Raw genomic sequence first — 22,799 nt, forward strand, 5'->3', positions numbered from 1 at the left:
TTATTTTTAGCGTAAATCACAATCGGGATTTGGCATCATTTCAGTCACGATAATTAAATTCTTATTAAAAATTTTCGTCAGAATACCTGAACTCAGGGATATAAAAAATAACAAAAAAATATTGAAATAAAAACAAATACTACATAAATGGATATAAATCTCATGAATCACATTTTTAAAAAAATTTGGAATAAGTCTCTAGGGCGTTTTGTTGTGGTTTCAGAGAATGCCAAAAGTACAGGCAAAACAGACAACACCACAGGCGATATTCAAAACACATCACAAAGCGATTTCGCAAGCCAAGCTCAGACTCAGACCTTTGACAATGGGTTTAAACCGCTATTTTTAAAAGTGCTCGTGCTGAGTGTGGCAAGTATTACAGGGAGCAATGTGTGGGCAGGTATTGTTTGTGTTACTGATCCAACAAATACCAGCTCTATGGCACTTGGCGATTATGCTATTGCATGTGGTTACTCTAATAGTGCTGCACGGGATCAGAGCAGTGCATTCGGAAATTTTAATAATGCCTCAGGGGAATTTAGCAGTGCATTGGGGAATTATAATAATGCCTCAGGGAAAGCTAGCAGTGCATTGGGGGTTAGTAATAATGCCTCAGGGGAATCTAGCAGTGCCTTAGGGTTTGTTAATACAGCCTCAGGGACGTATAGCAGTGCATTGGGGTATGGTAATACTGCCTCAAAACAAGGGAGTACAAGTATTGGTCGCCAAAACCAAGCGATAGGAGTTTTATCGAATGCATTTGGTTCGGGTGGTCAGTTAGATCAATATAGTTTTAAGAGAGATCCAAGCGATCAAAACAACTTAAAAAGAATGTATTTTGGTGATTCTCTCATTACTACAACTACCGATATTAATCATTTTTCAGAATTAACTCCAGCAAATATTTTAACCATTGACGGAAAGGCTTTATCGCCTGATGAAAAACAAGAGTTTTTAAACTTATTTACCCAAACTCAAAATGAAAATACTGCTTCAGGTATAGCGAGTAATGCCTTTGGAGTTAGTAACACTGCTTCAGGTACAATGAGTAGTGTAGTAGGTACACGAAATACCGCCTCAGGGTATATGAGTAGTGCTGTGGGTTATAACAACCAAGCGACTGCAAAAAATAGTAGCGCTTTTGGTAGTAATAGTAAGGCAACACATGAGGGTGCAACAGCACTGGGTAATGGCTCAGAAACAGACCGTGATAACACTATCTCTGTAGGTAAAGCAGGTGCAGAAAAACAAATTACCCATGTCAAAGCGGGGAATGCAGGTAGTACAGATGCGGTCAATGTACAGCAATTAGAAGCAGCAATTGCAGCGATTCCAACAGGTGGAGCAGTAGCGAGTGATAATTATGCCGTGCCGAATAGTTCAGCTTTAGGTTCAGCCAGTGGTTCTGCACATCCAACAGAAAGTGATGGAACCAATTTGACTAAAGTTGCAGGGATAGACGTTACTGCAACTGGTTTAAACATAGATGATATCACTTCATTTACAATCAAAAATCCGATGGGACAAGGTCAAGTTATTACAGATCCAAATGAAGTCGCTGCTTTTAAAAATGCTGCTAAAAAAGGTGGTAACTTAGCAGTTGGTTTTTCTAGTAATGCAGTTGGTGTACAAAATACTGCATCAGGTTTTATCAGTAATGCAGTTGGTGTACAAAATACATCCTCAAGTTTTATCAGTAATGCAGTTGGTATACAGAACACTGCATCAGGCTTAGGTTCAAATGCGATAGGTTCTGCAAATATTGGGTCGAGTGTAGGAAGTACTGCGATTGGTTTTGCTAATCAATCAACTGGTCTATTTTCCAATGCAATGGGTGGGAGCATTTTTAATATCCTTCAAATGGATGTTAAACTTGATCCTAATGACAATAAAAAAATCAGCATTGATGGGATAGACATTATTACGGTGAATGCCATTACAGGAACTGATCCACGAACAGTTGCACAAGGCTTAACCGCAGCAGATATAGCTAGTATTAATGGACAAAGTTTAAGCCTTGAAGAAAAACAACTTTTTATTGCTTTGCTTAATAATTCAAATCCACCACAGTTTAATACTGCATCAGGCATGCTTGCGAGTGCTTTAGGTACGGCAAACACAGCCTTAGGTACACAAAGTAGTGCTGTAGGTATACAAAATATCGCCTCAGGGTATATGAGTAGTGCTGTGGGTTATAACAACCAAGCGACTGCAAAAAATAGTAGCGCTTTTGGTAGTAATAGTAAGGCAACACATGAGGGTGCAACAGCACTGGGTAATGGCTCAGAAACAGACCGTGATAACACTATCTCTGTAGGTAAAGCAGGGGCAGAAAAACAAATTACCCATGTTGCAGATGGTACGCAAGCCAAAGATGCAGTGAATCTATCACAAGTACAAGGTTTAATTGCAAATATTCCAACAGGTAGCGCAGTGGCTACCAATAACTATGCACAAACTACAACAAGTGTTGCGCTCGGTGAAGGAAAAGGTGTAGCGCACTTAATTAAACGAGATATTAATAATAAAATATTAGAAGTAAATGGGATTGAAGTACAAACATCAGGGGCAGGAACGAGCATTTCCGATATTACAGGTTTTGGCGTTCTTGTGGATATGGGTTGGGGGATAGTTCCAAGTTTTGAAACTGATGCGACAAAAGTAGCTGCATTTAAAAATGCAGTACAAAAAGGCGGAAATATTAGTCTTGCTGAAAAAAGTAGTGCGATCGGTATTGCCAATATAGTGACATCTACAGCAGATATTGCAAATGCGATTGGGTATGAAAATAGAGCAATAGGGGCTCAAAGTAATGCAATTGGTCGACAAAATGTGGTTTTAGGTCAAGCTGCGAATGCGATAGGTAACCAAAATATTGCATCTGGAAAATATGCCAATGCTATAGGTGTGGGCAGTGTTGCTATTGGAGAATCCTCAACTGCGCTTGGTAATGCAGGATTTCCAGATGGTAATAACTATCTTATTACAACCAAAAATGCGGCAGGACATGTCAATAAAATTAATGAAATTTCAGTTGAGAGTACGGCAACGAGTGATTTTGATTTAGAAATTAATCCAAGCAAATTAACAAAATTTAATGGTGAATTTGTTTCAGCACAACAAGCGACAGTGATTATCCATGCGCTAAAAAATGGGGCTAACCTCACTACAGCAAGCAATACAACAGCAATAGGTACAAATAATATTGCGGCAAAATATAACAGCAGTGCAATAGGTTATGGCAATACTGCAACAGGTAAGGCGAGCAATGCGATAGGTATCGGTAATGAAGCCAAAGGTTGGTCAAGTAATGCAATAGGTTTTGGAAATAGTGCAGCAGCTGATAATAGCAATGCAATAGGTTCTCAAAATAACGCGAAGAGTGACTCAAGTAGTGCATTTGGTGTCTATAATACTGCTTCAGGTCAAAGCAGTAATGCTTTTGGTAGAGCGAACCAAGCCACTGGTGTATTTTCAAATGCCATGGGTTCAGGCGGTTACTTAGCGTCAGATACATTCCAACGTGACCCTGCTGATCCAAATAATCTACAACGTTTCTTATTAGGTGGGTCAGTCGTAACCACCTCAGCGAATGTGAACAGCTTTGCAGACTTGGCTGCCAATATGATTTTAACGGTAGATGGTAAAACCTTATCTCCAGAAGAACAGCAATATTTTTATGCTTTATTCGGTGCGATGAATCCTTCAAATATAGCATCAGGTATTGCAAGTAATGCATTTGGTTTATCAAACATAGCATCAGGGACACAAAGTACAGTCGTTGGTGTTCGCAATACAGCATCGGCGTTCGCAAGTACAGCCGTAGGTGTCAACAACCAAGCCACTGCAAAAAATAGTAGTGCTATTGGTAGTAATAGCATCGCAAGTCATGTCGGTGCAACAGCACTTGGGCACAACTCAGCAACCGATCGTGATAATAGTATTTCGGTTGGTAAAGTGGGTGCAGAAAAACAAATTACCAATGTCAAAGCAGGTACAGCAGATACCGATGCAGTAAATAAAAAACAAGTCATTGATTTAATTGCAGCGATTCCAACAGGAGCTGCAGTTGTGAATGATAACTATGCTTTGAATGGTAGTTCAGCTTTAGGTTCAGCCAGTGGTTCTGCACATCCAACAGAAAATGATGGAGTCAATTTGACTAAAGTTGCAGGGATAGAAGTTACTGCAACAGGTTTAAACATAGATGATATTACTTCATTTACAGTAAATGGTTCGCCTGTTACAGACCCTACGCAATTAGCAGCTTTTAAAAATGCGGCGAAGAAAGGCGGGAATATTGCGGTAGGAACGAACAGTTCTGCGGTGGGTGTAACGAATGTTGCACTAGGTAATAACAGTCATGCAGCAGGTTTTAGTAACAATGCCAAGGGTGATCAGAGTAATGCAGTCGGCATGCTAAATCAGGCAGTAGGTACCCAATCAAATGCAGTTGGTTTTAACAATACTGCTAATAAGCAAGCAAGTAATGCTATAGGGTCGAATAACCAAGCGACAGGCATTTTATCTAATGCGTTTGGTTCAGGTAGTCGATTAGATTCAACGAGTTTTAAAAGAGACCCAAGCGACCCAACAAACTTAAGAAAAATGTATCTTGGTGATTCTTTAATTACCACAAATGCAGATATTACTCAGTTCTCAGACTTAACTACAGGAAATATTTTAAGCATTGATGGAAAAACATTATCTTATGATGAACAAGTAGAGTTTTTAAAATTATTTAACCAAGTTCAAAATCAAAATACTGCTTCGGGTATAGCGAGTAATGCTTTTGGGATCAGTAATATTGCCTCAGGCACACTCAGCAGTGCGGTGGGTACACGTAATACTGCCTCAGGGTTCAATAGCAGTGCGGTGGGTACACGTAATACTGCCTCAGGGTTGAATAGCAGTGCATTGGGGAATAGCAATACTGTCTCAGGTGATGCTAGCAGTGCATTGGGAAATAGCAATACTGTCTCAGGTGATGCTAGCAGTGCATTGGGAAATAGCAATACTGCCTCAGGGTTCATTAGCAGTGCATTGGGAAATAGCAATACTGCCTCAGGGTTCATTAGCAGTGCATTGGGGGTTGGGAATCAGGCTAGATATTATGGTGATGTTGCAATAGGGCAAGCGAATAATGTCCGTTCAAATGGGGCTGCTGCATCTGCTACAGGGCTTGGTGTTCAAAATTATGCTTATGCACAAAACGCAAGTGCCATCGGTACCCATAATAGTAGTTTAGGAAATAATGCTGTTGCAATAGGAAGTGGAACATCATTTACTTCTTTTATAAGCGGTAATGACGGTTTGGGCATTGGTCAGCGTACGCCAGTTATTACTTCTAATGCAGGTAGTATTAGCACAATTGATGGTGTGGCAGTCACGACTACAGCAACTGATTGGACTGATTTAAAAAATAACCCATCTAAATTAACAGCAGTCAATGGGGTTAGTTTGGATCTAGAAAAAGCTAATGCTTTTATCCGTAGTGTTGCTTTTGGTGGTAACGTTGCTTTAGCGACAAACAGTAATGTGTTTGGTATCCAAAGTATGTCTGTTGCACCAAATGCAACAGCACTGGGTTATGACTCACTTGCCGATGAAGCCAATACAGTATCGGTTGGGCGTAGTGGTGCAGAAAAACGCATTACCAATGTCGCAAATGCCACTAAAGGCACGGATGCAGTCAATTTAAATACCCTTAACCAAGCACTGACTGGTGTAACAGGTGGGTCAGGCGTTACTAAAAACTATGCTCATGATGTCAGTGATAATGCTTTGGGTGGCTATAGTGGTACAGCACATCGTGTACAGAAAGACAATACAGGCAAAATTACTTCAGTAGATGGCATTACTGTCACCACAACAGGAACAGGTACATCTCTGGATGATATTACTGGTTTTACTGTTAATGGTACATCCGTTGTAGATGCAACCCGTGTTGCTAAGTTTAAAGATGCAGCTAAAAATGGCGGTAATATTGCAATTGGTTTATCGAGTACTGCAGTAGGTGTGCAAAACACGGCATCAGGTAAAACCAGTAGTGCAATGGGTTATGCCAATACAGCAAGTAAAACACAAAGTAGTGCAATGGGGGCGCTCAACTATGTCAGTGGAGACGGTTCATCTGCCATCGGGAGTGCATCTTCTGTAGATGTACTAGGTCGCCCCGTATCTAATAATGGTCCAATGTCATCTACATTGAGTGATATGAATGAAATTGTTTTAAAACCTTATGGTTTAGCAACAAATATCACTGAAATTGCAGGCATTACAGTTGTAACCACAGCAAATAATTGGGCTGCTTTAGAAAATGATCCAAGTAAAATAACATCGATTAATGGCAATACAAGCTTATCACTTGCTGAAAAAGAAGCCTTTATCAAAGGTTTAAAACAAGGTGCCAATGTTGTTATTGGTAATGCAAGCAGTGCAATCGGTAGTCAAAATACCATTCTTGGCAAGCAAAGCAGTGCAGTTGGTTTTGGTAATACTGTACTGGGTGAGAGTAACTCAGCATTAGGTTTAAGAAACTTTGCAGATGGTAAAAGTAGTAATGCGATTGGTTCAAATAACCTAACTTCTAATATAAGTTTGGATGCCAATGCAATTGGTGCAACTAATACAGCCAATGGTTCGTGGAGTAATGCCGTTGGTACAAAAAATACTGCATCAGCACAATCAAGCAGTGCAATTGGTGTACGCAACATTGCCAAAGCAGAATCAAGTGTCGCTTTTGGTTTTAAAAACCAAGCTTTAGGCATAGAAAGTACAGCACTTGGTACGAATAACACTGCCATTGGGCAGGGGGCATCAGCGATGGGTGCCAATACACATAAAATCAATGAATTATTTTTTGGTCAAGGTGCAAGAACCCCTGAAATTATTTTTAATGGTGGTGTAATTGCAAAAATTGATGGCATAGACGTTATTACTACAGCAACAAAATGGGATGACTTAGCCTCTGATCCATCTAGATTGACATCAATGAATGGTGTTGTATTAACCGCAGACAGCCAAAAAAGTATTATTAATAGCCTAAAAACAGGCGGTAATATTGCACTTGGAAAAGCAAGTAATGCGGTAGGTAGCCAAAATATTGCAGCAGCAGACAATAGCAGTGTGTTTGGTGTAGGCAGTATTGCAACAGCTAAAAACTCAACTGCAATAGGTTATAACGCCGTTGCAAATGAAGAAAATACAGTTTCTGTGGGTAAAGCAGGTGCTGAACAACGTATTACCAATGTGGCAGATGCAAAAAATGATACTGATGCTGCGAATAAAAAGTATGTTGATACTGCATTAAGTACATTTACAGGTAGTCCAGATACCGTTTTTTATGATGCTAGTTCTAACAAAGCGATAATTACACTTGCAGGTGGCACTACGGGTACCAAAATCACCAACTTACAAGATGCAGCGTTAAATTCAACATCAACTGATGCAGTGACAGGTAAGCAATTAAATAGCACCAATCAACTTGTTGCAACCAAAGCATCAACCACGGATTTAACAACTGGCTTGGCATTAAAAGCTGATAAAACTGTATTTGATACTTTAAACAATCAAGTTAATGATGTAACTACAGGTCTTGCAACTAAAGCATCAACCACGGATTTAAATACAGGTTTAACGACAAGCTTAACGACTGCGAAAGGCTATACTGATCAGGAGGTTACATCAAGCTTAACGACAGCGAAAGGTTATACCGATCAGGAAGTTACCTCGAGCTTAGCAACTGCGAAAGGTTATACTGATCAAAAGACTGCAGATGTAGTGTTATATGATGCAGCTTCAAGTAAAGCTCAAATCACCTTAGCAGGTACAACAGGCACTAAAATTACCAATTTACAAGATGCAACTTTAGACTCAACTTCAAAAGATGCAGTGACAGGTAAGCAATTACATGCAACTAATAGCAATCTAAGTACATTAGATAGTCGAGTGACTACAGAAGTTGGCAATTTAAATACAGCGATTACCAACAGTGCCAATACCATTAACAACCGTATTGATGGTGTGGATATAAAAGTTACAGGGATTGATGGACGAGTCACCACCAATACAAATGATATTGCAGCACTACAAAATGGTTTAGGTGGAATTTCAGCAAACGCAGTTGTTTATGATAATACAAGCAAAGATCTTATAACTTTAGCAGGTACAACAGGCACCAAAATTACTAATTTACAAGATGCAACTTTAGACTCAACTTCAAAAGATGCAGTGACAGGTAAGCAATTACATGCAACTAATAGCAATCTAAGTACATTAGATAGTCGAGTGACTACAGAAGTTGGCAATTTAAATACAGCGATTACCAACAGTGCCAATACCATTAACAACCGTATTGATGGTGTGGATATAAAAGTTACAGGGATTGATGGACGAGTCACCACCAATACAAATGATATTGCAGCACTACAAAATGGTTTAGGTGGAATTTCAGCAAACGCAGTTGTTTATGATAATACAAGCAAAGATCTTATAACTTTAGCAGGTACAACAGGCACCAAAATCACCAACTTACAAGATGCAGCGTTAAATTCAACATCAACTGATGCAGTGACAGGTAAGCAATTAAATAGCACCAATCAACTTGTTGCAACCAAGGCATCACAAACAGATTTAACAGCTGGCTTGGCATTAAAAACCGATAAAACTTTATTTGATACTTTAAACAATCAAGTTAATGATGTAACTACAGGTCTTGCAACTAAAGCATCAACCACGGATTTAAATACAGGTTTAACGACAACCTTAACGACAGCGAAAGGTTATACTGATCAGGAAGTTACCTCGAGCTTAACAACTGCGAAAGGTTATACTGATCAAAAAACTGCAGATGCCGTGAACTATGATACAGCTTCAAGTAAAGCTCAAATCACCTTAGCAGGTTCAACAGGCACTAAAATTACCAATTTACAAGATGCCGCTTTAAATGCAACCTCAAAAGATGCAGTGACAGGTAAGCAGTTACATGCAACCAATACAGCAGTGAGTACATTGGATAGTCGAGTGACAAATGAGGTAACACAGTTAGATGGTAAAATATCAACTAATAGCACCGCAATCTCAGGTCTAGATACGCGTGTGACACAATCCGAAACCGACATTGGGACATTACAAAATGACTTAGGCATAACCCAAGGGAATTTGAATACACTTGATAATCGTGTAGGTACTGCAGAAAGTAATATCACACAATCTCAAATGGATATTTTAAATCTAAGTAACAATACCTTAAGCACACAAAATCAAGTACAACGTAATGAAAATGCCTTACTTTCATCTTTGGGTGGTGGAGCATCTTTCAATAATGGAAATTTTGTAGCACCGACCTTTATGATTCAAAACAAAAGTTATCGAGATGTAGGAAGTGCTTTTAGTGCTGTAGATAGTAAATTAAGCAATTTAGATACACGTTTATCAAAAGTCGAAACAACAGGCGGTGCAGCAGGATTGAGTGCTTATGAAGTGGCTCAAAAGAATGGATTCAATGGAACAGAAAAAGATTGGTTGGCATCATTAAAAGGTGCCAAAGGCGATCAAGGTGTTACAGGCGCAGCAGGCAAAGATGGAAGTAACGGTTTAGATGGCTTAAATGGTAAAGATGGAGTGAAAGGCGACAAGGGCGATCAAGGTCTGACAGGCGCAGCAGGCAAAGACGGTCTAAATGGTAAAGATGGAAGTAATGGTTTAGATGGCTTAAATGGTAAAGATGGAGTAAAAGGCGACAAGGGAGATCAAGGTGTTACAGGTGCAGCAGGCAAAGACGGTCTAAATGGCAAAGATGGTGCAAAAGGTCTTGATGGCTTAAATGGTAAAGATGGAGTAAAAGGCGACAAGGGAGATCAAGGTGTTACAGGTGCAGCAGGCAAAGATGGTGCAAAAGGTCTTGATGGCTTAAATGGTAAAGATGGAGCGAAAGGCGACAAGGGCGATCAAGGTGTTACAGGCGCAGCAGGCAAAGATGGTCTAAATGGCAAAGATGGTGCAAAAGGCGACAAGGGAGATCAAGGTGTTACAGGTGCAGCAGGTAAAGACGGTCTAAATGGCAAAGATGGAAGTAATGGTTTAGACGGCTTAAATGGTAAAGATGGAGCGAAAGGCGACAAGGGAGATCAAGGTGTTACAGGCGCGGCAGGTAAAGATGGTCTAAATGGCAAAGATGGTGCAAAAGGTCTTGATGGTTTAAATGGTAAAGATGGAGCGAAAGGCGACAAGGGAGATCAAGGTGTTACAGGCGCAGCAGGCAAAGACGGTCTAAATGGTAAAGATGGAAGTAATGGTTTAGATGGCTTAAATGGCAAAGATGGTGCAAAAGGCGACAAGGGAGATCAAGGTCTAAGTACTTATGAAATTGCTGTAAAAAATGGTTATCAAGGTACAGAAAAAGATTGGCTTAACACTCAAAATAGTCCATTTATTGCAGTGAGTTCGGGACAAGGCACAGTCCAAACGCCAGCACAAGCAACGGGTGTTGGGTCGGTGGCAATTGGTGAAGGTGCAACAGCTTCCGGTACACAGTCCACTTCTATTGGGCAAGGCTCTAAAGTTACAGGTCATCAATCTACTGCTGTAGGTAAAGGCAATACCGTAGCGGGGAATCGTTCAGGCGCATTTGGTGATCCAAACAATGTTACTGGAAATAATAGTTATGTAGTGGGTAACGATAATACAGTAAAATCTGATAATACTTTTGTACTTGGAAATAATGTCAAAACTGAAGCTAAAAATGCTGTTGTTTTAGGTAATAACTCAGCTTCAGATCGTGATAATACTGTTTCAGTCGGGGCAAAAGATGCTGAGCGACAAATCATTCATGTTGCAAATGCAACAGAAGCAACAGATGCAGTGAATCTAAGACAAATGCAAGCAGCTGAGGCAGAAACTTTAAAATCTTCGAAAGAATATACGGATAACAAATTTAATAACTTAGAGAGTGCATTCTCAGACCATCGTTTAGAAACAGATCACCGTTTCCATGAAGTTGATAAACGCTTTGACCGTCAAGGTGCGATGACAGCAGCAATGATGAACATGGCAAATAGTACATCAGGTCTTAAAGGACGTAACCGTGTTGGTGTGGGTGCTGGATTCCAAGGAGATGAAAAAGCGGTTGCAGTGGGTTATCAACGTATGATTAATGAAAATACAAGCATTAGTTTGGGCGGGGCAATGACCGAAGAAGAAAAATCTGGGGGTGTAGGTGTAGGTTTTAGTTGGTAAATAGTTATTAATCTAAGCAAAAAAAGAGCATCATAAGATGCTCTTTTTATACCAATCAATAAAAGTTTTATAATATATTTTTGGAATGATTTTTTCCGCTTCCAATTATAAATTGAGACACGAAAACGTCATCCGCAATTGTCCGAGGCAGGACTACCGATGATTGGTCATGTTTTTGCAATACATCAATCAATTTGCGGTATTGGTCGAGTTTTGCGGATGACAATGGTTTTGCCTACTTTTGTCGAAACAAAAGTAGGTCGAGCCGAAGGCTAGTCTTTAAATACAAACTTTAGATGTAAGACTCCGTCAAAAACAAACCACTTATATTATGTTATTTTCTAAGAATGGTATTATTTTAAAATTAACCACTTAAAACAATAATTAAATAAAATAACTGGTTTTAGTCATTAACTTAGAAATCGCTGTCATGGTGATTTTGACTGGAAGTGGTAAATCGACCCCACCTGCTTTTAAGGCAGTATCACGATGATGTAACTCATCTTCATTCATTTGTACTAAAATTTTGCGTGAACGCTCATCTTGCGGTGGAAGTTGGCTAATATGATGTTGTAAATGCAAACTGACTTGGCGTTCAGTTTCTGCCACAAAGCCTAAACTATATTTATCACCTGCGATCCCCGCAATTGCACCTATACCAAAAGATAAACCATACCATACAGGGTTGAGTAAACTGGTATGACTGTCTAACTCTTTTAAACGATCTTCACACCAAGCCAAATGATCTTGTTCTTCAATGGCTGCAAACTCCATTTCACGGCGTACATTTGGTAGTTTCGCAGTCAAAGCTTGTCCATGATACAACGCTTGTGCACAGACTTCGCCACTATGATTGACACGCATCAAGCCAGCCACATGACGTGCTTCGCTGACTGCGAGTTTGGTTTCGGTATTTTCTGAAGGATTGCTACGTTGAGCAGAGGTTGTACCAGGGACTAAACTTCTTAAGGCTTGATCAAAAGAATGAATAAACTTATCGATGCCTGTATAATGACGCATATCAATCCTCCAATGTAATTTGAGTTGTTGCCATTAACGGTTTTAATCGTTTTAACAACCAAATACAAAATAAACCACTTAAAATCGCTGTAATGCTAAACAATATTTTAATATCGAGTTTTAGCACACTTAAAATGATTATAGAGAAGATTGCGGACGAAACCATAAAAATTGCATTAAAAATATTATTGGCAGCAACAACGCGTGCACGATGAGATTTTGGCGCATAGGCTTGCATCAATGCATAAAGGGGAACGATATAAAAACCACCACAAATCCCCAATAAAGTCACAGCGAACATGACATGATAATATGCCCAACCTGCTTGAAATACTGCAGCAATGCCCAGCAGTTCACCTGTATGTACTGGAATAAAGGCTAAACTAGCTGCAAAATAAAATGCAAATAGCGTCAAGCCAACTGCCCCAATCGGTACCATTTTAATATTGACTTCACTGCCACCAAACTTACGACACAGTAAAGAACCAATCCCAATCCCGACAGAGAAAAAAGTCAATAATAAACTAGAGACATTTTCATTGGCATGCAGGTTTTGCAAAGTGACTTGGGGAATTTGGGTGAGATAGGTTGCACCATAAAACCAATACCATGAATTTCCTAACAAAACGATAAAAATTAAAGGTAAGCTTTTGGCATATTGAATGGTTTGAAAACTGGTACGGAAAAAATTCCAATCTATTTTTAAGTCATTATTTAATGTCGGCTGTTTTAAAATAAAACGGCTGGCAATAAAACCAATCACAGCAATAGCAACGACGGTCAAGCTAATCCATAATAAATTACCCTTAGAAACTGAAATGACCGCGCCACCAATGATGGTACCGAGTAAAATCGCAATTGATGTTCCTGACTGAAACAAAGCATTACCCGACATCAGTTCATTGGGCTTTAATATTTCAGGTAAAATCGCATATTTAATAGGACCGAAAAAGGTACTGTGTGTTCCCATTAAAAATAAGGCAAATAATAAAATCCACAAATTCCCCATTAAGAAACCAGCAGTTGCCAATAACATAATAATAATTTCAAGAATTTTAATCATACGAACCAAAGAGGAACGTTCGTATTTGTCTGCAATTTGTCCTGCTGTTGCAGAGAAAATAAAATAGGGCAAAATAAATAATAATGCAGCAAGATTATTTAAAGTGCTGATTGCAATGCCATTTAAATGAATCCAACCGTAGGTAATTACGAGGAGTAAAGAGCCCTTAAAAACATTGTCATTTAATGCCCCGAAAAATTGGGTCAGGAACATGGGCAAAAAACGGCGAGTTCCTAAGATATGTTCATTTTTTTCCATCGAAAAACCATTCATTTAAGTTATATTAAGAAATGTGAGGATTTAGTAACTATATCGCAAAATCATGTATGATATTTTAACTTCCAAGATAATGTGAAAAGCCAAGTGATTTTAAGTTGAGTTGGGGACTTTTATCACTGTTTAATTTTCCAATCATATTTTATGGTGCTTAGAGCTTGCTATGCTAGCAAAAATCAAATTTAAAAAATCCGCACTTGCACATTGTATGCAAAATATTTTTAGCACAAATGATGTAAATAAACTGTTGTGTACAAGTATTTTTTTGAGTGTATTTGCTGCACCAATCACACATGCTGCTGACACATCTAAAACAAAAATAGCTGAACCGACAGTTGCAGGAAATACGCAAGAGCAACTAGAAAATGCAGCAGAACAACAAAGTTTAGGACAAGCCAAAATTGATAAAATAGACGATAAAATTGATGAATTAAATCAAAAAACTGTCGCTGTAGACAGCGTGGAAATGTTGCAACAACAAGAACAAACTGCGGCAACCTTAAATGAATTTAAACCGATTGAATTTGAGCAATTAGAAGAATTACCTGAAAATACCGTAGATGCCAACTTAGCCAATGAGATTTTTAAAGTTGCTGAAGAAGCCAAACTTGAGGCGCAAAACTTTCGTAATGGTGCAGCAAAAGCCCCTGAAATCGTAGTCAATGATGCAACTCAGCAAGAGATTACGGAAATTACCCAAGCCCCTGTGAATATTAACCAATTGATGCAATCCATTGAAGCTGATAATAAAATTGTGGTGCAAGAAAATGAGCTAGGGAAAACTTTAGCAGAACTGCCAACAGAACAACCAGCACCAGAAAAAGAAGCCAATATTTTTAAACGTGCTTTATATCGCATCCGCCCACCAAAATTTGATACTGCAACAGTTTCACGCATTAATGCAGAAGTTGAAGGTGCGCCTAAGGTATTGGCAGATAATATTAAGGCAAAACTTTCTAGTTTTACTACTGAGTCATTTGCCGATTTTAACTCTGCAGTTCCCCAGCTTCGGACTTTAGCAAAACAAGCTGCACAAGCTGTGGGTTATTATGATGCACAGTTTAAATTTCAAAAAGAAAATGGCAGTAAAGTCAAAGTTATCGTTACACCCAATGATCCTGTGATTATAGAAAAGCAGAATGTAGAGTTTTCTGGTGCGGGTGAAAACCTTGCCCAATTCCAAGTTATTCGTGTACTTCCTGATTTAGAGGAAGGTGATGTTTTGCATCATGGTCATTATGAAACCACCAAAACACGTATTGTCGATGCAGCCAACAATAATGGATTCTTTGATAGTTATTGGCGCTTACATGATGTCAAGGTATTACAGCCACAAAATAAAGCAGATATTAACCTTCGTTATGAAACAGGTGAGCGTTATAAACTCGGTCAAGTCGAATTCAGAATGAGTGATCCGAGCAAGCCATTGCCGATTGATTTAAAAGTTTTGCAATCTATGGCACCGTGGAAAGCAGGCGCTGATTATACGGCTTGGCGTGTAAACGCTTTGGCGAATAACCTCACGAACTCTCGTTATTTTAACTACACCTTGGTTGATGCGATTAAACCTGATCCGATTGAAAAGCCTTTAGAGCTACCACCAGATTTACAGGCTTTGGTTGATCAACAAAAACTGTCTGAAGCTGCATTTACAGATCAAACAGAAGCCAAGAAACAACAATTCTCATCCAAAGAAGTCACGCAAGATGTTGTGGATGAAAAACAATTTGCAGGAACCAATTCGGCTGAAATTGATCCAAGTGCTCGTGTGGCTCAAGTGCAACAGGAAGAAAAACAATCAGAAACTGAAAAATTACAAGCTTTTGCACGTGAAGACAAAATTATTCCTGTGATCGTAACCCTAAATGCAGACCGTTTAAATAGCTTGGAAGCGGGTATTGGTTATGGGACGGACACAGGTGTTCGCTTACGTGGGCAATACCGTCGAGCGATTGTGAACCACTATGGACATTCTTTTGATGCCAATATGGAATTGTCGCAAATTCGCCAGTCTTTTGATGGTCGTTATAACATTCCTTATAACCACCCGCTGAATGACTATATCAGTTTAGTGGGTGGATATGAGCGTGAAGAACGTGATGGTATCGGGAACGATATGAATCTGGTGATTGAGTCGGCGGTGGCAGGGGTAGACCGAATAATCAAAGGTTCACGCAAAGAGTGGCAACACGTATTTGGCTTACGTTATCGTTTAGATCGAGTTACGCAAACAGGAATTGTTGATGCTAATGATATTCCTGATGCTTTCTTAGTACCTGGTGCAAACCAACAGCAAGAATCTTTATTAGTCGGTTATGAAGCTTCAAAAACCAGCAGTGATAATCGTTTAAATCCAACACGAGGTTTTAAACAATCGTATAAAGTCCAACTAGGGAGTGAAAGCTTACTGTCTGATACGGATATGGCGATCGTCAATGCAACATGGAAAGGCTTGTATTCTCTGGGTGAAAATGATGACCATCAGTTTGTTGCTGGTTTAGAAACAGGCTATATTTTTGCCAAAGATTTTGACCAAGTTCCTTATAATTTACGTTTCTTTGCAGGTGGTGATCAGAGTCTACGTGGTTTTGACTATAAAAGTTTATCGCCAGAAGAATATGGCTATAAAATGGGTGGCCAAGCTTTGGCGGTGGGTTCTTTGGAATATAATTATCAGTTCAAAGACGGTTGGCGTGCAGCGATTTTTAGTGATTTTGGTAATGCCTTTGATGAAAAATTTTCCAATGATCCTGAATATAGCGTTGGTGTTGGAATTCGTTGGAAATCACCGATTGGCCCGATTCGTTTAGATGTTGCAACAGGAATTTCTAGCCCTGATCATCCAATACGTTTACATTTCTTTATTGGTTCACAACTTTAATTTTATAAAAAATTTGCATTTGGGATAATTATGGCTGACGAAAAACAGCAAGATCTTCAAAATAATGAGCAAGCACCTCAGCCAAACGCTGAGCAGACACCGAAAAAACGCAATATATTACGCAATATATTGCTTTCAATCGGCTTGGTGATTGTTTTATTGATTGCTGCGTTGGCTGTGATGTTTTCAACAGATCAAGGCAGTAAGTTTTTATTAGATCGGGTCGCTGCCAGTCAAAAGATTATTCATTATGAATATGAAGGCGGAAATTTACTGCAAGGGATTATTTTAAAAAATATTTTAGTTACATTGTCCGCAGTGGATGTAAAAATTGATCGTGCTGATGTGTCTTTGGGGTGGCGTGCGATTTTAGATAAAGAGATTCACTTAAGTCATGCTGATGTAAGAAATCTAAGAGTGATTAGCAAATCACCACCGAGTGATGAACCATTTAAGTTTAGTGAGATTAAACTCCCCTTTGTATTGCGTTTAGACCAAGCTGATGTTGACCACTTACAGATTCAAACTTCAAGCAGTAAGGTTGACTTTAATGATGTGCATTTAGAAGAAGCTTTATGGTCGGGCACTGAACTTAAATTTAAAAACTCCAGCATGGATATGGGCTATTTGGCGGTTAAAAATGCCGAAGGGATGATGGATTTTAAAGGTAAATATCCACTAAAAGCCAAAGCCATTTTAAATCTGCCTTCTTTAAATAGTTTAAATGTGAAAGACATTTATGTACATGCACGTGGGAGTTTAGACACCATTCAGGCAGGTGTAGCAACCCATACGCCTGATTTGCTCACAGGTTGGGCAGTGTTACACCCAATGCGTCCGCATGTTCCTATGAATGGTGCATTGATTTTAAAAAATTATCATCTACCCATTCTCCCTGAACAAAAACTGTTAGCCAAAGATGGAGTTGCCAAATTTAAAGGGGATATTAACGGTTTAGATCTCGACTTAAACACAGATTTAAGCGGAGCAAATATTCCACAAGGTCAATATACCGCTTTGGCACATACCGACTTGATGAATCAGTTAAATATCAATAATTTTAATGGTCAAGTCATGGGCGGTGCAGTCAACCTTGCAGGTTTGGTAAGCTGGAAAGATCATGTCGGTTGGGATGTAAAAGGGCGTTTAGACCACATTAATCCGAAAGACAAATTAATTCCTCAAGCGATTCAAGATTTTCTACCGCCAAGTTTGGATGCAAATATTGGCTCAAAAGGTGCATTACAACAAGGTATGCATTTAACTGCCAATGTGGATTTTGACAAATATGAAGCATGGAATGTCAAACTAGATCAGGCAGAGCAGAAAAAGAAAACTCCTGAGCCGATGTTGCTGGATGTACAATGGAAAAATATTGATCGAGCAGTACCGTACATTGGTTGGCTAAGCAGTGAAAATGGTCAAGTTAAACTGGCATTGGTGGAAGGCAAACAAAATATCCATGTGGCAACCGTAATACGTCCACATGAAAAAGGTACATTGCCTGCAGGACAATACAATGCCCAACTTGATCTCAAAGGCAATAATTTACATGTGCCTGCTTTTAGTTATCAGGCTGCTAAAGGCAGTTTAACAGGCAGTGCTGTAGTGGAACTGCCAAGTGAAAAGCGTCAGTTGAAGTGGAATGCTGTACTCAATGCAAAAGACTTTAATCCACAAACAGTGGCAGCCGCTGCCCCTGTAAATTTATTAAATGGTCGAATCAAAGCCAATGGTTATGCAAAACCGAATCAGCAAATTATTCATTTAACTGCGATTGATTTGACAGGACGGATGGCAGATCAAGCCAAAGCCGAAACCATTCAACTGAAAGGCTCAAGTACTGCTGCAGTGATTTTTAAAGATGAAAAAGCAGGCGGTGGTTTTAAAGGTTTTGCTGTGAATTATGATGGTAGTTTGAACGCATCACAATTAAAACAAGGCAGTGGCTTACTCAAAGTGCGTGTTTCTGGCACACCTGAGCTGATTAAAATCGCAGAATTGCGTCATGATGGTGTTGCAGGAAAAATCCTTGCCAGTGGTTTGGTTCATATCAGTCATGGTTTTGGTTGGGATGTAAATGCGTCATTGGTACGTTTTAAACCACAGTACTTTGTATCTTCTGTACGTGGTGAAGTGTCAGGACATGTTAAAACACAAGGCACTTGGTCTGATCGTTTAAAACGGATTAATATTCAAAATTTGAACTTGGCTGGGATAATTAATAATAAACCTTTACGTGGTAAAGGAAATCTCGCAATCGTGCTAAATTCAAACCAAAAAGGCTTTATGCCACAACAGTTTGAAGCCAATAACCTATTTTTGTCTTATGCACAAAACCAAGTGCAAGCCACAGGAAATGCGCAAAATTTACGTTTAAAAATCAATGCACCTGCTTTATATGAATTATATCCAGGTTTACGTGGTACGGCTTATGGTTATTTAAACCTGCAAGCACAACCACGCCTCAGTGCAACAGCCAATTTAAAAGTCGATAAATTTGGTTTTAACAATACGATAAGTATTGAAAAAATGAGTTTAATTGGTGAGTTGCCAACCTCAGATACGACACCTGCAAAAATGGTGGCGAGAATGGATAATTTACGCAGTGGCACACGTCAGATTCAATATGCAGGGATCACTTTAACAGGCACACGCAAAGCGCATTTGTTACAGCTACAGGGCTGGAACTATTATTCTAAATTCTATATGCAATTCGCTGGTGGTTTTAATGCGCAGAACGATTGGCTAGGACAAATTCAAAAAGGTGAGTTTGACTCGGTTCGTGCACATTTACTTCAAGATCAAGCTGCACCTGTGATCTTTACTTCAGCAAAATCTGAGCTGTATGTGGGACAACATTGTTGGTCAAGTAGGCAAAGCAAATTATGTTTTGATCAACCTGTACGGGTGAGTCCAGCCAAAGGAAATGTGTCATTTATTACCCAAAACTTAGATTTAAACGATTTTGCAGCCTTTATGCCAGAAGGTTTGGCACTCACAGGTCAACTTAATGGTTATGCCAAAGCAACTTGGGCGCAAAATAGCAAACCAAAAATTGATGCAAAATTGGTTACTCGTAAAGGGCAAATTGGTATTGCAGCAGAAAACCCTGATGATCCTGCAACCTCTATGAATTATGATGAAGCCAGCGTGATCATCAAAAGTGTTGCAGAAGGTTTATTGGCACGTGTTGACTTGAAAGCACCAAATGTCGGTACAGGTTATGCCAGTGTCGTGATTGATCCATATTCTGCTCAAAAGAACATGCGTGGTGAAGTTGCATTTAACGAAGTGCAATTAAAAATTCTTAAACCATTTATTGCAGATGTGCGTAAGTTGGAAGGAACGCTGTCACTTGCTGGAAAAATTAATGGGACATTGTCACAGCCATTATTTGATGGTGCGTTGCGCCTGAAAAATGGTGCAATCAGTATGATTTCATTACCCGTGAATTTGACCAATGTACAGTTGTATTCAAATATTCACCAAGATCAAGCAACTATCAATGGTGCATTTAACAGTGGGCGTGGTGTAGGAAAGTTAACAGGAAGCATTGACTGGAAAAATGATCCACGTATTCAGTTAGCATTAAAAGGCGAAAAACTTTTAGTACGCCAAGCACCATTGATTACGGCGATTGTTGACACCGATATGACGATGGATGCTTATCCACTGAGTAAACGCATTGCTGTAAAAGGTAAAGTGGATGTGCCGACTGCCTTGATTTCAATGCCTGAATCGAGCGCGACTGTTGTTAACGTTTCACCAGATGTACGGGTAGTGCATGAAGGTGATGATCAATTGGCAATTTTAAAATCAGCAAAACCTTGGGATATTCGTGCAGATATTGATGTCAGTCTAGGCAATAAAGTGATATTCCAAGGCTTTAATAGTCGTATTCCATTGATTGGACGAGTGTATTTATCACAACGTGGTTTAGAAACTGCAATGCGTGCGAATGGTGCAATTGGAGTAAGTGAGAAAGTTACCATCGAAGCGTATGGTCAAAAACTTGATTTAAATCGTGCTATTGCTCGTTTTAATGGTGCTTTAGCCAATCCAACTTTAGATGTAGATGCCAATAAAACCGTTTCAGGCAGTATCGTTGGTTTACGTGTTACAGGTACTGCAAGTAGTCCGAATATTCAAGTTTATAATGATGCAGGTTTGTCTGATCAAGAGGCGATGAATGCTTTAATCACAGGACGAATCAATGAAGGTTCAAGCGGTTTAAGCAATGAAGCGGGCTTTAAATCTGATGTGAATAATACCATTGCAGCAGCAGGAATCAGCTTAGGCTTGGGCGGTACACGTGCCTTTACTAACCAAATAGGACAAACTTTTGGTTTAAGTGGTTTAGCCTTTGATGCGCAAGGAACAGGGGATGATACTCAAGTCAGCTTAACAGGTTATATCACCCCTGATTTGTATATCCGTTATGGGGTTGGGGTATTTACACCAGTGAATAAGTTAACTTTACGTTATCAAATGAACAAACGATTGTATCTAGAAGCAAGTCAGTCTTTGGAAAAAGCTATTGACTTGTTCTATCACTGGCGTTTCTAAATTTGTTTCAACATGCGAGTTCATTTTAGGTAGATTTTAATAGTGATTGATGGAATCTATTTGAATTGAATTCGTATTAAATAATCCTGTTATTTCTAAGCTGCCTATATGGCAGTGAACGAACCATCGAATATATCTGTAGAGAATTGCCATTTCTAAGCTGCCTATATGGCAGTGAACGCACATGAGCCACTAGAACCGCAAGGTCAGATTTTCTAAGCTGCCTATATGGCAGTGAACCTAATAAAATGAATTCTACTATGTCTAACGGTTTTCTAAGCTGCCTATATGGCAGTGAACTGAGCTTCATCCCAAACCAATACTGACCCGTTTTTTCTAAGCTGCCTATATGGCAGTGAACTGAGTTCTTTTTCAAACTCATATTGATCACGGTTTCTAAGCTGCCTATATGGCAGTGAACTTAGTTGGTTCTTCTTTGAAATAATCACGAACTTTCTAAGCTGCCTATATGGCAGTGAACCATTGAAATGTCTTAAAACCCTTGTGCCATAATTTCTAAGCTGCCTATATGGCAGTGAACACGCACCAGTTGAGCTTTTGAGGAATTGATACTTTCTAAGCTGCCTATATGGCAGTGAACTTAACAACCAAGTACACGAAGATAATCATGTTTTTCTAAGCTGCCTATATGGCAGTGAACATCTAGCTGATGATAATAAATATGTATTCCCTTTTCTAAGCTGCCTATATGGCAGTGAACTTAATAAAGAAAATGTTGCTTTGATTTTAAGTTTTCTAAGCTGCCTATATGGCAGTGAACGTGAATGGTGCACCTGCAGGTTTGCGTTCTGTTTTCTAAGCTGCCTATATGGCAGTGAACCAATTTTACGTGAAACGCTTGTAGCTGATACATTTCTAAGCTGCCTATATGGCAGTGAACTTGAAAAACCTTTTTTAATCACGTAATACGCATTTCTAAGCTGCCTATATGGCAGTGAACCGGGAACAAAACTTCGGCGTGGCACACCTGCATTTCTAAGCTGCCTATATGGCAGTGAACCACAGTCAGACCACTGACCCATGTATTTTGTATTTCTAAGCTGCCTATATGGCAGTGAACAGTATTACTGGCGAATTGGTGCAGTACTCGATTTTCTAAGCTGCCTATATGGCAGTGAACGTGCTTCAAACGGTTCATGCCTGCTTTATGGTTTTCTAAGCTGCCTATATGGCAGTGAACATGGAGACTACTCCACTACCATTGTCCCATCTTTTCTAAGCTGCCTATATGGCAGTGAACATATCGAATTGCTCAAACTACAGCCTCATCATTTTCTAAGCTGCCTATATGGCAGTGAACAAAGTATTTGAGATTGATGCTTTGAATAATGATTTCTAAGCTGCCTATATGGCAGTGAACTGGGTGATGTTGCAGGCATATTAGGTCTTGCATTTCTAAGCTGCCTATATGGCAGTGAACATTCTTTCAAAAAGTTAAAGATTGGTTGGATTTTTCTAAGCTGCCTATATGGCAGTGAACAATATGTTTTTGCACATCCTAAAGAACTATATTTTCTAAGCTGCCTATATGGCAGTGAACGTGGAATATTACGATTAATCACTGGAAAAAAATTTCTAAGCTGCCTATATGGCAGTGAACTTAGATATTAATGCGTGGGCGGTAGAGGTAGATTTCTAAGCTGCCTATATGGCAGTGAACTTTTGAGATAAAAAAAATGCCCGACATCCGCGTTTCTAAGCTGCCTATATGGCAGTGAACATTCTAAGGAG

5 protein-coding genes and 1 CRISPR repeat array (1 of these 6 running past the window's edge) are annotated in these 22,799 nt (G+C 39.3%); of the genes, 3 read left to right on the forward strand and 2 right to left on the reverse strand.

Annotation, left to right across the window (positions count from 1 at the left end; all coding sequences use genetic code 11):
* The first annotated feature begins 162 nt into the window (after nucleotides 1-162).
* The gene (locus HUS24_RS02115) at nucleotides 163-11,238 is read left to right on the forward strand and encodes an ESPR-type extended signal peptide-containing protein (RefSeq protein ID WP_173910400.1); all 11,076 of its coding nucleotides are present in this window, start codon (nucleotides 163-165) and stop codon (nucleotides 11,236-11,238) included.
* Nucleotides 11,239-11,622: 384 nt separating this feature from the next.
* Here the strand turns inward: HUS24_RS02115 and coq7 are convergent, their stop codons facing one another.
* Nucleotides 11,623-12,258, reverse strand: a complete 636-nt coding sequence (gene coq7 / locus HUS24_RS02120; RefSeq protein WP_173910401.1) for a 2-polyprenyl-3-methyl-6-methoxy-1,4-benzoquinone monooxygenase — start codon at nucleotides 12,256-12,258, stop codon at nucleotides 11,623-11,625.
* 1 nt (nucleotide 12,259) lies between these two features.
* Nucleotides 12,260-13,579 carry an MFS transporter gene (locus HUS24_RS02125; protein WP_173910402.1) on the reverse strand — a complete coding sequence of 440 codons (1,320 nt, stop codon included), beginning with the start codon at nucleotides 13,577-13,579 and terminating at the stop codon, nucleotides 12,260-12,262.
* A 181-nt stretch (nucleotides 13,580-13,760) separates the two neighbouring features.
* Here HUS24_RS02125 and HUS24_RS02130 point away from each other — a divergent pair, with 181 nt between their 5' ends.
* Nucleotides 13,761-16,478, forward strand: coding sequence for an autotransporter assembly complex family protein (locus HUS24_RS02130; protein ID WP_173910403.1), 2,718 nt, complete (start codon nucleotides 13,761-13,763; stop codon nucleotides 16,476-16,478).
* 30 nt (nucleotides 16,479-16,508) lie between these two features.
* The gene (locus HUS24_RS02135; RefSeq protein WP_173910404.1) at nucleotides 16,509-21,047 is read left to right on the forward strand and encodes a translocation/assembly module TamB domain-containing protein; all 4,539 of its coding nucleotides are present in this window, start codon (nucleotides 16,509-16,511) and stop codon (nucleotides 21,045-21,047) included.
* A gap of 92 nt (nucleotides 21,048-21,139) precedes the next feature.
* Nucleotides 21,140-22,799: direct repeats of the CRISPR family, unit length 28 nt; unit sequence TTTCTAAGCTGCCTATATGGCAGTGAAC; it runs 951 nt beyond the window's last position.

It is taken from the genome of Acinetobacter sp. Marseille-Q1618, assembly GCF_902809855.1.
Classification (GTDB): domain Bacteria; phylum Pseudomonadota; class Gammaproteobacteria; order Pseudomonadales; family Moraxellaceae; genus Acinetobacter.